The organism is Streptomyces sp. NPDC005775, from assembly GCF_042871565.1.
In the GTDB taxonomy this organism is placed as follows: Bacteria; Actinomycetota; Actinomycetes; order Streptomycetales; family Streptomycetaceae; genus Streptomyces.
In genome coordinates, this window is sequence record NZ_JBIAIU010000009.1 from 145632 (window position 1) to 160035 (window position 14404).

Here is a 14404-nt window from a genome sequence, read left to right on the forward strand (position 1 = left end):
GGCGGGGGATCAGGCGGAGGTGTCGAAGACGGTGTGGCGTGCCCGGGTGAGGGCGCGGCGCAGAGCGCCGATCAGGATGGGGTCGCCATCCAGGTCGCTGATGCGGAGCTCGGGCCGGGGAAGCGCGAGGCCGGTCATCTCCTGCTCCACGAGGGCACGGAGTGATTCGCCGCCGGCCTGGGCAACTCTGCCCGACAGCACGACGAGGTCGGGGTCGACCACGGCGACGACCGAAGCCAGGCCGGAGGCCAGCCGGCGGGCCAGCTCCTCGCGTACGGAGTCGTCGGCAAGCGCCTCTTGGAGCGAGGCGGTGCCGCCGGCGAGCCGACGTACGGCAGCCGCGGCGACGAGGCTCTGGAAGCCGCCCCCGGCGTCCTGGCCGGCCCCCGCTGCTTGTTCTCGCGCGAGAGGCGCGCCGGGCAGGGGCATGTACCCGATCTCGCCCGCTCCCCCGGTCGCGCCGCGCAGGAGCGTCCCTTCGAGCACGATGGCGGCGCCGACGCCCTCGTCGATCCAGGCCAGCACGTAGTTGTCCCGGCCCTGGGCGGCGCCGTCGTACTGCTCGGCGAGCGCGGCGAGGTTGACGTCGTTCTCGATGTCCACCTGGGTGCCCAGCACCTCGGCCAGTTCGCCGCGCAGGGTACGGGAGTGCCAGCCGGGCAGGTGGGGGGCGTAGCGGAGCTGTCCGGTGCGGGGGTCGATGGCTCCCGGCGTGCCGATGACGGCGGCCGAGATGTCGTCGTGCCCGAGCCCGGCCCGGCCGAGCGCCCCGTCGACGGCCTCACTGACGAGCTGGGCGGTGCGGTGACGTACGTCCTCGGCGACGGCACTCGCCGCGATGTGACAGCGGCCGGCCTCGCGTCCGGCGATGTCGGCGACGATCGCGGTGATGCCGGTGGGACCTGCGGACAGGGCGGCGACATGCCCGGCGGAGGGGTCGACCTCGTAGAGCAGTGCGTTCGGACCGGGGCCACCGGTCTTCGCCCCGACCGCCCTGGCCAGCCCGGCGCTCTGCAGACGCTCCAGCATCTGCGAAATGGTCGCCTTGGAGAGGCCGGTGAGTTCGCCGATGCGCGCCCGGGTCAGGGTGCCGTGCGCCACGAGGAGGTCCAGGGTCGCGCGGTCGTTCATCGCACGCATGGTGCGCGGGGTACCCGGGGTTCCCCTCACCGGAGCGGCCATGGAGTGGCTCCTCGTTGAATAGTTAGGACACTTTCCGATCTATTGCAGGAATGTAGGTCCGGGCGGCAAGGGCGTCAAGGGGTGTTCGCGCAAGAGAGGACGAGGCGATTCCGAGCGAAAGCCGGGCAAGTAAGTGCATGTCTCACGCATCCCGTCCGGCGGATCCGCCGGGCCGCAAGCGCGTTTCCGGCAATGTCCAAGCACAGCCCGTGCGGGGTCGTTCAGCACCGCTCGGAGGTGGGGGGCGGCGGGTGCCGCGGCGGCAGCCGGAGCCGGCGACCCCGTCCAGAACTTCCGGGCGATCGCGTCGATCATCTCCAGGTGGCTCCGCCACCGGCCACACCCGCTGAGGCGGCCGACCTGGGAGTAACGGCTCGATTCGCGCCCACCGCACATCCATAGCGGCACACACGAACAACGACCGGCGGGGCCGGCCGGAACGGCGCCGCAGTCAGTCGCTCGGCCCACTGCGGAGCCGCCGCACGTCCCGCACGAGCACCTGTGAGGCGCTGAGGAAGATCACGGCTCCAGCCACGGGCCAGAGGACGGACTCCCCAGAGCAGTACTCACGAACGCCGGCAACAAGCAGCATCACGCTGACAAGGACGCCGAGGGCCGAGATCAGAGCGCTGATGCGGTGAGTCACACGGACATCATCAACGACAGCCTCGACCAGCGGAAGTGATCCGAACGAAACGGCCTGGCCGGCATTTACCGCATGCGTCGTGAGGACGCCCGATCGTACGCAGGTCCGTCCCGCACAAGCCTCTTTCCGTTCGCACACGCGTGGTAGAAATCGGCGGCACGCGACCCGAACACGCGCCCCACGAGCCCGACGACCTCGGCCAGGTCGGCTGAATCACGTATCCAGCAAGGTCGTCACCATCAGCCGCAACGTGACGACAAGCCGTTCTCCCTCTCCCTTCTCCAGGAGTCGCAGAATGGGCTCACTGCCCAGGGTCGACAACAGAACGTGCGCCACCAACTCGGCGTCCAGGGAGGGCTGCAACTCGGCAAGCAACATGCTGAGGTGGCCGTGCCAGAAGCGGTAGACAGGATGGTTGTCGTCCGCCTTGGGGCGTTGAGTGGTGGTGGCGGCGTGGCCGAGGGCCGCGAGCAGGCCCTTGTTGCGGGCCACCACGTCCACGATGCCGTCGAGGAACGCGAAAAGGCGCGACCGTGGGTCGGCGTCGGGACCCAGCGGAGGCGGGCCGGAGACCACGGCATCGTGCAAGGCCAGGGCGCGGTCCTGGATCAAGGCGTCCATGAGGCCCACGCGGCTGCCGAAGCGGTGGAACACGGTGCCTTTTCCGACGCCCGCTGCCGCGGCGACTTGTTCCATGGAGATCTCTTCCGGGCGGTACACGGCCAGGAGTTCCTCGGTGACGCGCAGGATTGCGCGGCGATTACGGGCCGCGTCGGCGCGCTCGCGTCGGACTTCCGCCATCGAGAAACCTCCGAGACAACTGGACCGGCGGTCCAGTACGCTTGACGCGAGTTGACTGACAGTCCACTTTAGCCGGGACAGAGGGGTCATCATGCGGCGTGTCCGCTACCACGCGTACGGGGGACCAGAGGTCCTGCAGGTCGAGGAGACCGAGGTGCCGGTTCCCGGTGAGGGTCAGGTGCTCGTCAAGACGGAGGCGGTCGGTGCCAACTTCGTCGACACCAAGTACCGGCAGGGGCCGGAGGCGGGGGAAATCTTCCAGCGGCCGCTGCCGGGCAAGCTGACCGGTGACGTCGTCGGCACCGTCGAGGCCGTCGGTGAGGGTGTCGAGGGATTCGCGGTCGGAGAACGAATTGCGGCCCTCGCGGCGGAGGACGCTTACGCCGACTACGTGCTCGCCACGGCGCAGTGGATCGTCAAGGTGGACGAGGGTATCGACAACGGTTCGGCCACCATGCTGCCGATGGGCGCGCCGGTCGCGTTGCGCGCGCTACGGACGGGCAACTTCACCCCCGGTGAGTCGGTGCTGGTGCACTCCGCGGCCGGAGGCATCGGACACCTCGCCGTGCAGATCGCGAAGCTGCTCGGAGCCGGCACGGTGGTCGCCACCGCCGGCTCGGACGCCAAGCTGGAGTTCGCCCGCGGGCACGGCGCCGACGTCGCGGTGAACTACACCGAGAAGAACTGGACCGACCAGGTGCGCGCGGCGGTGCCGGGCGGGGTCGACGTCGTGCTCGACGCGGTCGGTGGCGACATCCTGCAGCGCAGCTTCGAGGTGCTGGCGCCGTACGGCCGGGCGGTGACCTACGGTGCGGCCGGCGGTGACCTGATCTCCGTACCGGTCACGAGCATCTTCGCGCTGAAGTCCCTGGCGGGCTTCAACCTCACGGCATGGCGGATGGCCAGGCCCGAGCAGGCGCGCGCGGAAATGGACGAGCTCGCCGGCTACTTCGCCGCAGGCAGACTCACCACCTCCGTGCACGCCACCGTGCCGCTCGCCGAGGCGGCCGAGGCGCACCGGCTGCTCGACGACAGGGCCGCGCTGGGCCGGGTTCTGCTGGTCCCGTAACCGCCTCGGCTCGGCCTCGCATGCGCGTCAGCCCAGTACCGTCGGCGCGAGCGACTCCTCGTTCGAACGGGACGCGGAGCGGCGCCCCTGGCCCCAGGAAGGCTTTCCGCGGTCCGGACTTCCGGGCTTCCCGACGCGTCCCGGCCCGGCGAACCTCGACGAACGCGTCCACCGGCTCACCCCGCCGGACCCGGATTTGACGCCGCATCCGGACCTGGGACGGCGACATCGGCCGGGCGGCGCCTCCGCTGCTCGCGGTGTCTGGCGCTCGCCGCTCGCACGGCAACGCCGAATGCCAGGGTGGTGACGTGACGAACCAAGAGCGCCGGATCTGCCGGGGGGAGGCAGGTCGCCGTCGTCAACGGCTTGCTGGAACCGCTGCCGCGGGCGAAAGCGTCCGTTGTTCCGTCAATCGGCGAGGAGGTCCCGTAATGCCTGTCCGGAGTCGCTGGTGGCCAGGGCGCTCTGGACGCCCGTGCAGCCGTGGGGGGGGGCGGGCCGGGCTCATGGTGGTCCGGAAGAGAAGGGCAAGTTCCTCGGCCGTGCAGGTGGGCACTTGGTGCGGCCGGACATCATTCCTACAGTGACGACAGACGCCGCTCTACCCGAGGAATGACAGACGGACCTGACGGTTCGCATTGTCGACGTTCGTGTCCACCAAACTCCGTTAAGGCAACCCTGAGGCTAGCCGACCACGCCAACGAGCGCTCGGTTGGGATTCTGACTCTCTGGGAGGCTGTCACTGTCGATTCGCGAGGTACTCACGTCGGCTCAGACCCGAGCTACTGTGCTCCCTCGCCGTAGAACTGAACGTGACGGAGACCGTCACGTGCGAGCGACCGGCACTTCGTAGGGGGTTCGACTCGGCGGACAGAGTCATCTGCCAACTATACGGTCGCGCTCGTCCAGGGATCTCTATCGGCCTCGCGGTCGACCTACGCTTGCGCTCCAACGACGACACGACAGACGGTCTTCCCGCAGCACGCCACGAGACGTCAGTGAAGCGCGACCAGGGGCCGCACTGCGGTGTCGCGTCTCATGCCCTGAGCGCACTCCACGATCGTCCGTGCGGACAAGCGGAGCCACTGGTGAGGGCTGACGGCCGATCGGGCCATGCAGTTGTGGCCATTGCTTGGAGTAGCGCAAAGATCCGAAACCAGCCGGCCGCACCCGGATGGCGGTTACCGTGGATGTGACGGATCACCCGAAAGCTGGGGGCGGCATGGGACTGGCGAACGAAAAGATCATCTCCCAGGTGGAGAACCTGCTGCGGGGCATGGTCGTCATTCCCTCCATCCAGCGCGACTTCGTCTGGATGCGGCCTGACGTACGTGATCTCTTCGATTCCCTCTACCGGGGCTATCCGGTCGGCGCCCTGCTGCTGTGGAAGACCGGCCTGAACGTCCCGTTCAAGACTGCGGCCGTCGTCCAGACCGACAAAGCGACGAACCAACCCCTCTATCTGCTGGACGGGCAGCAGCGGCTGACCTCCCTCGCATGGGTCTACCAACCGCAGTCGAAGGCCGACGGTCGGCACATAGACCTGCGCTTCGACGTGCGTACCGAAGAATTCGTGACCCCGAGCGCCGTGCAGCGCAAGGATCCGCTCCTGATCCCGGTGTCGACGCTCCTGCGGGAGAACGTGCAGTTCTATCCGGTCCTGAACAAGGCCGGCGTGTCCCCCGACAACCCGGACTTCGGCACCTGGATGCAGCGGCTGCAGAAGGTGAACAACATCCGGTCTCACCAGATCGCCGTCATCACCTATGAGTCCGACGACTACGAGGAGGTCGCCGAGCTGTTCGCCCGGCTGAACAAGGGCGGTCGACGGCTGTCCAAGGGCGATCTCGTGTACAGCGCCATCGCGGCCCGCTGGTCCACCGGCCTGGACACCATGGACGCCTTTCACCAGGAGCTACGGGATAGCGACTTCGACCTGAACAGGGAAGCCGTTCTGCGCCTCATGAGCCTCCTCGCGGGCACCGGTGCCCATCACATCAAGCTCATCGGAGCGGAGGTGGACGAGACCGCGCTGAAGGAGGCGTGGCACGCCACCGAGAGGGCCCTTCGCTTCGCCATCGACTTCCTGAAAGGCGAGTGCTCGATCCCCCGGTCCGAGATCCTCTCCTCGCCGAACGTCACGATCGTGCCTGCGCTGCTGCTCTATCACCGGAGCGGCAAGCTGCGTCCGGGAGAGGCGCAGCTGCTGCGTCGTTGGGTGTATACGGCGATGGCCTTCAGCCACTACTCGCTGCAGGTCGAGGGCAAGATCGACGCGGAGGCCCGGCTGATCAGGTCCCGTGCCGGGGAGGACCTGTTCGCCGAGCTCATCCGCCGGGCCTCCGGCCCTCGATCCCTGGACAGCGCACTGCACCCAAGGGACCTGGAGCAGAAGTACTCCACGCACGCCTTCTTCAAACTGCTCTACATTGCCGCGCTGCGGTGCAGGGCGCGGGACTGGTCGACCAACATCGCCATCAGCGATCAGCCGATGTACAGCGGTTCCAGGATCGAGTTCCACCACGTATTCCCTCGCGCCCGGGTCCAGGGGACTTACGCGAAGGAGGAGTGGAACAGCCTCGCCAACCTGGCCTTCGTCACCGGCCAGACCAACAAGATGATCTCCTCCAGGTTGCCCGCCGAGTACATGGCGGGCATCGCGCCGGAGCGCCTGGCGGAACAGTGGATCCCCAGCGACCCGGAGCTGCGGTCCCTGGACCGGTTCCCCGACTTCCTGGCTGCGCGCAGGAGCCTGCTGGCCAACGTTCTCAACGAGCTCCTGGGTCTGCCCGCCTACGACGGGAGGGCCGTCCGTCAGGACGCCGACGAGATGCCCGCCGACGAGACCGTGATCGCGGAGGGTACTTCCGCGCCCGCGCTGGTCAAGGCAGACGTGCAGGCGTTGCGCACGGAGCAGGGCGTCGAGTTGCACGCCGTGTACGAAGGCCGGCGTACCACCGCCTACTACGATCCGCCGTCCCGCACCGTGACGATCCCTTCCGGTGCGGGCCGCGGGGTGTACGAATCCCCCAGCGGGGCGGCAGTGGCCATGGTTCGGGCCCTCAACCCGCACGTCAATCCGAACCGCAACGGGTGGTCGTTCTGGACCGTCACGGCCACGGGGGCGCTCCTGCAAAGCATCCGGTGAAGGGGGGCAGCCGCGGCCGTGCACACGTTGGCTGTCAGAGATGAGCCTCGACATCGACCTCATTCAGGTGGGCCGGTGGAAGGCGGAGGCACACGTCGTCGCCGGATTCACCAAGGTCTATCCGACCCCGGAGGTAGCGGAGTTCACGCTCGCACCTGCCCGAGCCAGACCTTTAAGATCCTTGAGCGCTCCGACCGGTTGCACGACAGCCCGTGCGTTCGAGGGTCAGAGTGTGAATGGGCCGCTCCGAGTCCGGCTGGAGTCGGGGCGATTAAACTCGAACAGGCTCTCCTGAACCGTGGTGCGCACCTGCTGCTGTCGGTTAGCGGCGATGTCCGATTCATCTGGTCCGAGGCAGTGCGCCGCGTAGGCGAGCCAGGCCCCGCTAGTCACCCGACCCCTCGCACCCAGGTGCACACCGTCTCTCTGCGCCCACTGCGTCACGCGGCGGTCGTCGACCAGCCCGTCTGCCCCTAGAACGTCCAACCGGCCGGCCCTGTGCAGATGCCAGGAGGCAGCGACCCGATCGGCAAGCCGTCCGCTCGTGCCGACGTCGATTCCCTGCTGCCGAGCCCACTCACGCACCGCTCGAGTCTCCGCGCGGGACAGGGGGGTGCGCCATGGTCGCTTGGCTTGGCGTTGCAAGCAGCGGCAGCTTTTGGTGTTGCCGGAGGTGACCTGGGCCTGGACGGCCGTGAACAGGCGTGGGTTGCCGCAGGCACACCAATAGTCGCGCAGGATCTCCTTCGGGCGATCGGGGTTGCGGTACGGAGTGCCCGCGGGCGTCAGAAGGCTGTCGTTGTGAGGAGGCGTTTCCTTGAGTGGGCGCGGGCGCCGTGGCTGTGTTCGTGCGGGTCTGCGCCGCGGGGGCCGTAGTTCGCCCCATAAAGCGACGATGAATGCGTCAGCCTGGTCCTGGTGTCGAGAGTGTCCGCCGACGAGGTAGGCGTCGAGTCCGGGAACGCTACCCGGAAACCGGGCTTCGATCGCCGCGGCTGCGGCGCATGCCTGCTGGTAGGCGGTGGACCGCTCCGGCACCGGCACCGCCAGCGCCTGCGCGGTCTCGAGCGGGGGCAGGTCACCCAGTCGCACGTGGACGAGCAGATCCAGCAGGCCGGCGGCGACGAGGACCTTGCCCTTCTCGTTCTCGTACTGCCGTCGGTCCCTGCGCTTGATGGAGTGATGGAAGGCTCCGTCGTACTCAACGCCGATCCGGGTCCCGACCGCCAGCTGGAAGACGGCGTCGACCTCTACGGCCTTGTAGCGCCAGTGATCTGGCTTGTGCTGCGGTGGGACGAAGAGCTGATGCGATGAGAAGTCCGGCAGATCGTCCGGCAGCCGAGGGTCCGTGGGCCCGGGCGGGACGAGGTGAATGAGTCCCGCGAGCTCGGCGACGAGCCGGACCTGCTCCTTGGAGATGCCCGACAGCGAGCAGGATGGACAGCCGCCTCCCTGAACGCGGTTGAGAATGGTCGCCTCCCAGCAATGCCCGCGGCGGCACCGCCAGGGAAACGTTGCATAGACCCCTCCAGACGCCTCCCCCGCGGCCTGCCTCCTCGGCACGTTGTGCCGCGTGGTGGGCAGTCGGCACGCATCGGCGTCGGGATCGTCCAGCTCGTCGGCGATCTCAGGGAACCACGTGCGCAGCGAGTTGGTGTCATCCACCACGTATCCGGCGCAGACTCGGCAGGCATCTGCCTGGAGGGCGCGCTCCTTGACTACGGCTTCAAAATGGTGCTCGACCTGCCGCCAAGAACCGTTCGCGGGGTCGACTGCCCAGGTCCGACAGGTCCAGGGCACTCGCTCATGCGCCGCATAGTTCATGTCGGACACGCGCGCCGGGCCGCGGTACTGCGCGGCCAAGGTGGAAATGTCGACGAGCCTGATCAGCTGTCGACAGGAGGGGCACCCCGCACCGCGCAGCACCCTGTCCTTCGGCGTGGCCCGCCACGGTTCGTGGCCCAGCCCAAGGGGACACTGCCACAGATACGGGACTTCTCTGCGATCGGCTGTTGCGGAAACGTCCTCAGACCGGGCGCCGTTGTCCTGGTGCCATTGCGCGGCCACTTCAGCGATATCGGCGACCATGGTCTGCCCACGCCCGGTCGTGCGGGTAGCCCACTGCTGCTTGACTGCGGCCTTGTGCCGGTCCCAGTAGGCATGGGCCTCAGCCTGACGAGCCTGAGCTGCTTCGACCTCGGCCTGTGTGCGCTCACGCCTCTCCCGGTTCTGCTCTTTCCAGAAGCCGCGCATCTGGCCCAGCATCTGACGCCGGACCTCGCGGCCGCCTCCGACCACACGCAGCGGATCCGGCTGTGGTGGCCACGCACGAAGCGAGGTAGCAGGCAGCTCGAGGGTACAGTTTGTGGAAGCGCCGGGGGCGCCTGCTCTAAGCATCCGGTCACGCTACGAGACAGGTATGACAACGAACTGCGTCACAGAGCAAACGAGTTGTCCGACGGTGCCGTCCGGTGGGGCCGTTCACCCCCTTGTGAGGATGTCCCAGTGGGCAGGAGACTCGTCGCCGATCTCGGACTTAAATTCCAGGTAGACCACGCTGTTACCTCAAGGGCTTCCGGCGCTCTCACCGCCTCCGAGCGGGACGCCTTGGTCAGCCGGCTCAGCGTGCTGGCCCTGCCGTGGACCTGCTCGTCGTCGCCCCCGGCGGCATCTAAATGCTTGAGCTCAAGAACTGGCACGGCTCCCTGACCAGCGAGAACGGCACCTTCGTAGCGAGGACAGAGAGCAACCATGATGGGACGTCCCTCTCCGACGAGGGCAATTGGCTTCGATCAGCTGCCGGCGGAGGCTCCGTAAGAGGCGCGCTGCCCCTTGCACGCAGTGGTCAAGGCCGCCTGCCACGCGGGGGCGGGGCAGGGAGACGAACACCCCCGCTCACTCCTGGACCTCGCCCGCGAGTATCCGCTCCTCGTATTCCCAGAGCTTCTCCCGCTCCTCCCACATCAGAGTGTCAGCCAGCTTGATCACCTCGTCCCACCCTGCAGACCCCCCGGCCGAAGGCGCCCCCGACTCATGGTGCGATCAGCCCACACCATCGGATTCCGGCCGGTAGGCCCGAAGGCGCCGACAACCACAACAGAGCCCTGCCACAATCCCTCTCAGGACGAGCTACTCGTCCCCATCGGTTTGCGAGGAAGGATCAGCAGTGGCGCAGAGCCGCAAGGGGCACTACCGGGCAGCGACTTACGTCAGGCCCACGACGGTCTCCCGACGCATGAAGAAACCCGCCACTTGGCTCGTGGTGACTCTGGCTGTGCTCGCCATCGCCGCCTGGAACGCCCTCTTCGGCGGCGATTCCGATGCGCCCGCTACAACACCCCAGCGGACGAATCCCACTGCCCAGGGGTCGCCAGCCCGATAGGCCGAGTGCTCAACCCCGCTCGGGACGCGCGGTATTACCGGCCTTCCTCCGCCAGAACCTCCTGGTCCGAATCTGGGGCTTCCGGTCTTCTGCAGCAGAGGCCGTCAAGCCCTGCGCTGTGCCTGCCTGTTCCGCGCCGACTCTCTCCCATATTTCCATCCACTGCTGCACCTGGTCCTCAGGTACTCCGCACGCCGACAAGTACGTGGGGATCGCAGTCCATGTACGCGGAAGCGTCTTGCGATTCAGCAAGTTACTGACCGTGCCGTCCGTAATCTTGCGGCCCGATCGTTGACTGATCGCCTTCTGCGACAGCCCGGACACCACACGGACATCCCCGAGCCGCGCGATGAATCCCTCGGCTGTCCGGATACCCACGGGTGAGGGCCAGGCGCGGAGGGACGGATCCAGGCCACCGGACGTACCGACGGGAGAGTCCGGGTCGAACGCTCGGTTTCGACCGAGAGCCAGTCGGGCTCCCGTGTTCCGATTTCTGGCCTGTGGCTCGGGGCGCGACTGAGCGGCCAACGACACCCGCAGATGCCGATACACCGCGTCGAGCTCCAGCAACTCGGGACCGCCGACTATTCCATGGCGCAGAATTTCCAGCAGTTGGCCGGTAAAGGCCGTGTAGGTCTCACCTGGCGGAGCGAGAGCGGCACTCGTTTCCGAGGATGCGGCCAGAAGGTAGCTCCCTTCCACGGAAGCGTGATCGACCAGCGTAGGTTGTCCGCCGGCCATGGTGCCCAGGGCGAGTCCGCTGAAGCAGCAGTCCAGCAGGAGGACCTGCCGTTCCGAGCGCCCCGCCAGGACTGCCTGGCGCAGCCATTCATAGTGGAGAGACGACTCCGGCCAGTCCTGCTGGGATTTGGGCAACGCCAGCTGCAAACGACTTTGCAGGTCGACCAGGCCATGTCCGGCGTAGTACACGAGCAGGGTGTCCCGGGCCTCCAGGGAAGCAGCGCGCAACGCGGCCATCACCTCGTCGGCGGACCCGGGGTTCGCCAAGATCAAACAGTGCTCCGGCCGCAGCCCCCATGAGGTAGGCGACGCGAGCGCTTCGGCAAGTGCGGTGAGATTGTTGGTAACGGCCGGCAACGGCTCAAGGTGATCGAATCGGCTCGATCCGATGAGGACGGCACGCGATGCTCCCGGATCAGGCAACACACTCACTCGCCTCGGCTCTCCCCACTCTGCCCGTCGTCGAGGACGCGGATCACACGCCGCACCTCGTCGTCGCTGCAGTTTGTGAGCGAAATGGTCGTGTCGTCTCTGGTGATCGTGATCTGCGGGCTCTGCGGTCGAGTCCGCTTCCAGGCGACGACAGCCATCACGAATGAGGCCGCACTCCAGCCATTCTCGGTGACCATCTTGATCACTTCCAGGGTGGACCCCATCTGCCCCGGCTGAGGGGGCCCGTCCGCCTTCACCTCCGAAGTGGAGGACCGCCGCACGGCTGCGTCGTTCCGCAGCCAGACATGAAGCGACCGCAGTTCGCCCGTACCTTGCTCCATACGCAGATCAACGTGCATGACGCCCCCTGATTCCCGACCTGCTGTCCTATTCGGACCTGCGGATACATCGTCGTTCAAAGTTCGGGCGGGCGAGGGCAGTTCCCCTGAACCTCCGCATGGTCAAAGAAGGAGGGGCGTGATCCCCCGAGGGCACCAACACCGGCGACGGCCCCTGCGGCCCGGCCGCCGACACGGCTCCGAACGCGGGGGCTGTCGTCGGCAACGTAGTGGTGGGCGGTCGTAGCTTCGACCGCAAAGCCAGCGGCGAGCTGAGCATAGGTGTGTCCGACGCGGAGGTGGGCGAGCGCGAGGTGGGCTTGGCGGCCGGCGCTCAGCCGTCGCCACCGGGACCCGACCGCGCGCGGTGTCCTCTCAGCTGGTGTGCGAGGAAACGCAGCGTGGAGCTGGACACGTCGATGACGGTGGTTAGACAAGCATGCGAAGCCTCTAATTGAGACGGCTCTCTTGGTCGAAAAACTATCCATCAAGGGCTTCACCCTGTTGCATCTCAACTGCAAGATGAGTGAACGAGTTGGAAATAGCTCAGTGACGGCAGACGCAGCCTTACCCGAAGAACGACAGACGGACCTGACGGTTCGCATTGTCGACGTTCGTGTCCACCAAACTCCGTTAAGGCAACACCAGCGTATACAGCTACAGCGCGCCGCGCCCAGACGGCTACCGGAGCAGATCCGATCAGCGGGTTCGCCCTCGAACCCGGCTCCAAGAACCACCAGGTGCCGATGCTGGAGCCTGCCAACTCCCCTGCCTGGCGCCACAGCTGGGCTGCAGAGTTCAGGCCCAAGGGTTCCGTTCAGGAAAGTACGGGGATCCGGAGGGGCCCGGCCTCCTGTGGGGAAATCGCGCCCTGTGCCGGAAAGTGAGACAGGGCCGTTTACTGGACACACCCGCAGACACAACCCCTCAGCTGACACCAATCACCGTCGACGCCTCCACCTACCTGGTCCCCCAGCGCCTCGCCAAGGCGTACGAGCGCGGACCGCTGCGGCCCGAGGGCTGAGAGGGGCGGCCGGCGGAGAGCCCTTCACCCGTCTTCCCGCCCGCACTCGCCACCGGGGACGGTCCGACGGAACACGGCAGCGCCCCGCGCAAGGAGGACAAAGACGCTGTCGGCGGCCTCCTCGTGGACCAGGAGGAACCTGTCGGCCTCCTCTCGCGATACCGGCTTGCCCTCTCCCGTTCGCCTCAGCGTTCGAGGAGGGCAGGAATCAGTTGCTCCAGTGACTCGTCCGAGAGCACGCTGTGGTGCGCGAGTTTGTTCCGGGCGTCCCGGAGAGTCCGCAGCCGGCTCCGTCGAGCCGGTGTGAGGGCGAGCTCGCCGGAGACGCAGGCGTACCAGAGCTCCCCCAGTTCGAGCGAGGCACTCCGGGGCGGGCCGCCGTCGGGCCCGCGCCCCGTACCGCGGGAGCATGCGAGCAGGAGACTGCTCTCGCCGCGTACGGCCGCGGTGGGAACCAGCCCGGCATAGTAGGCGCGAGCCTCATCCAGCAACGGAAGCAGGACTCTGTTCTGCGCACGCCACAGGTAGCGGTTGAGCCTCATCCCGCCGCCGGCTGACCCGAACCATACGAGAGGCGACACTCGGATGCGCCCGCACCATCCGTCGGCGGTCCCGGCATCCCAGTGCTCTTGGCCTTCCTGACCGGGCCGGTCTCCGGTCACCGCTTCCCCGAGCGGATCCGAATCCCACCGGCCTGGCGGCGGTTCGTGCGGACGCACCCGGTGCCGTACGGCGAGGAGCGATCCGGGCAGTCCGGCCACCGAGCCGTCCCACGACCCGGTCAGCTCGGTCGCGCAGGCAAGATCGGGGCCGCAGATCTCCACCACGGCCTCCCGACGCAGTTCCTCACGGAGCCGCCCGGCCGGACTCACTCCCCCGTTCGGTCCGGCGGCCGAGGCAACGGTCACCGCGGTGTCCAGACGGTCGGTAACGTTCCAGCACCAGACGGCCTTGGCGAAACCCTTGTCGAGGTACGCCGACAGGTCCGGCGGAAGGTCCCGGTGCCGGGCCGCCACCAGCAGTCGCGGTCTGCGCGCGCTCTCGCGGCCGGAATCGCGTGCGAGGTTCTGGAACCTCCGGAGCAGTACCGCGAGCTCCTCCCGCTCCTCGCCGTGCCACGCCTCGATCAGAACCGTGGCTCCTTCCCAGCCCGGGTCGGCGAAAAGAGCGTCCAGCGGGTCGAACGACGTGCCGAGTTCGACCGCCAGGCGCTGGAGCAGGCTGTCGGCAGTCGTATCGGCCGGCCGGTCGTCCGTCGCGGCAACGCGCACCGGCGGCTCCGTGTCCCACAGGTCGTCCCACGCACCGCTGCCATCCGGCACCGTTTCGGACCCGGCCTGCGGCGGGGGCACCGCATCGTACGCGGTGGCGTCCTGGGCCGGGTTCCGCCCCGGCCCGTCCGCGGCATCCTCCCCGGCGGCCCAGATGTCGGCCCGGCCGCCCGCCCCGGCGGGCTTCGGTGCCGGTACCCGCACCGGGTGCCCCACCGCTCGGTCGAGAAGGCCGAGCAACGTCCGGGCCGTTCCGTCCTGGACGGCGGCGTCCGCGAAGTACCAGACGACACTGGACCCGGTGCACAAGGCACGACTCACGGCGGCCGTCTGCGCTTGGTGCCCGGGCACCGGCGCGCCGAAGGCGCCG

The 14404-nt window shown here is 67.8% G+C and carries 8 protein-coding genes and 3 pseudogenes; 4 read left to right on the top strand and 7 right to left on the bottom strand.

Annotated elements, in window-relative coordinates:
• Window positions 1-9: 9 nt before the first annotated feature.
• Together ACFYPA_RS21635 and ACFYPA_RS21640 are read right to left on the bottom strand one after the other, a co-directional pair.
• Window positions 10-1140, bottom strand: coding sequence for an ROK family transcriptional regulator (locus ACFYPA_RS21635; protein ID WP_359083678.1), 1131 nt, complete (start codon window positions 1138-1140; stop codon window positions 10-12).
• A 901-nt stretch (window positions 1141-2041) separates the two neighbouring features.
• Window positions 2042-2629: a TetR/AcrR family transcriptional regulator gene (locus tag ACFYPA_RS21640; RefSeq protein ID WP_359083473.1), complete on the bottom strand. Its 588-nt coding sequence runs from the start codon at window positions 2627-2629 to the stop codon at window positions 2042-2044.
• Between the two features lie 91 nt (window positions 2630-2720).
• Between ACFYPA_RS21640 and ACFYPA_RS21645 the strand changes: the two genes are divergently transcribed.
• On the top strand, window positions 2721-3698 hold the full coding sequence (locus ACFYPA_RS21645; RefSeq protein ID WP_389133592.1) for a zinc-binding alcohol dehydrogenase family protein: 978 nt from the start codon (window positions 2721-2723) through the stop codon (window positions 3696-3698).
• Between the two features lie 1222 nt (window positions 3699-4920).
• On the top strand, window positions 4921-6846 hold the full coding sequence (locus tag ACFYPA_RS21650) for a DUF262 domain-containing protein (protein WP_389133595.1): 1926 nt from the start codon (window positions 4921-4923) through the stop codon (window positions 6844-6846).
• A gap of 225 nt (window positions 6847-7071) precedes the next feature.
• Here the strand turns inward: ACFYPA_RS21650 and ACFYPA_RS21655 are convergent, their stop codons facing one another.
• A complete protein-coding gene (locus tag ACFYPA_RS21655) occupies window positions 7072-9111 on the bottom strand; it encodes a zinc-ribbon domain-containing protein (RefSeq protein ID WP_389133598.1) in 2040 nt (679 codons plus the stop codon).
• A 374-nt stretch (window positions 9112-9485) separates the two neighbouring features.
• On the opposite strand from ACFYPA_RS21655, the pseudogene ACFYPA_RS21660 reads away from it, so the two are divergent.
• Window positions 9486-9587, top strand: a pseudogene (locus ACFYPA_RS21660) (nuclease-related domain-containing protein); the annotation flags it as partial.
• A gap of 650 nt (window positions 9588-10237) precedes the next feature.
• Here ACFYPA_RS21660 and ACFYPA_RS21665 read toward each other — a convergent pair.
• The 3 genes and pseudogenes from ACFYPA_RS21665 to ACFYPA_RS21675 all read right to left on the bottom strand — a co-directional run.
• On the bottom strand, window positions 10238-11401 hold the full coding sequence (locus ACFYPA_RS21665) for a caspase family protein (RefSeq protein WP_359352822.1): 1164 nt from the start codon (window positions 11399-11401) through the stop codon (window positions 10238-10240).
• Window positions 11398-11760, bottom strand: coding sequence for a hypothetical protein (locus ACFYPA_RS21670; protein ID WP_359352824.1), 363 nt, complete (start codon window positions 11758-11760; stop codon window positions 11398-11400). The genes ACFYPA_RS21665 and ACFYPA_RS21670 overlap by 4 nt, the downstream gene beginning before the upstream one ends.
• 197 nt (window positions 11761-11957) lie before the next feature.
• Window positions 11958-12160: pseudogene (locus tag ACFYPA_RS21675) on the bottom strand (transposase family protein); the annotation flags it as partial.
• 498 nt (window positions 12161-12658) lie between these two features.
• Here ACFYPA_RS21675 and ACFYPA_RS21680 point away from each other — a divergent pair.
• Window positions 12659-12763, top strand: a pseudogene (locus ACFYPA_RS21680) (50S ribosomal protein L32); the annotation flags it as partial.
• Window positions 12764-12948: 185 nt separating this feature from the next.
• On the opposite strand, the gene ACFYPA_RS21685 reads toward ACFYPA_RS21680, so the two are convergent.
• On the bottom strand, window positions 12949-14355 hold the full coding sequence (locus ACFYPA_RS21685; RefSeq protein ID WP_389133601.1) for a hypothetical protein: 1407 nt from the start codon (window positions 14353-14355) through the stop codon (window positions 12949-12951).
• Window positions 14356-14404: the final 49 nt, after the last annotated feature.

Excerpts from the sequence above, each read along its gene's own strand:
- ACFYPA_RS21635 (WP_359083678.1), bottom strand. The coding sequence starts at position 1,140 with ATGCGTGCGATGAACGACCGCGCGACCCTGGACCTCCTCGTGGCGCAC.
- ACFYPA_RS21640 (WP_359083473.1), bottom strand. The coding sequence starts at position 2,629 with ATGGCGGAAGTCCGACGCGAGCGCGCCGACGCGGCCCGTAATCGCCGC.
- ACFYPA_RS21645 (WP_389133592.1), top strand. The coding sequence starts at position 2,721 with ATGCGGCGTGTCCGCTACCACGCGTACGGGGGACCAGAGGTCCTGCAG.
- ACFYPA_RS21650 (WP_389133595.1), top strand. The coding sequence starts at position 4,921 with ATGGGACTGGCGAACGAAAAGATCATCTCCCAGGTGGAGAACCTGCTG.
- ACFYPA_RS21655 (WP_389133598.1), bottom strand. The coding sequence starts at position 9,111 with ATGCTGGGCCAGATGCGCGGCTTCTGGAAAGAGCAGAACCGGGAGAGG.
- ACFYPA_RS21670 (WP_359352824.1), bottom strand. The coding sequence starts at position 11,760 with ATGCACGTTGATCTGCGTATGGAGCAAGGTACGGGCGAACTGCGGTCG.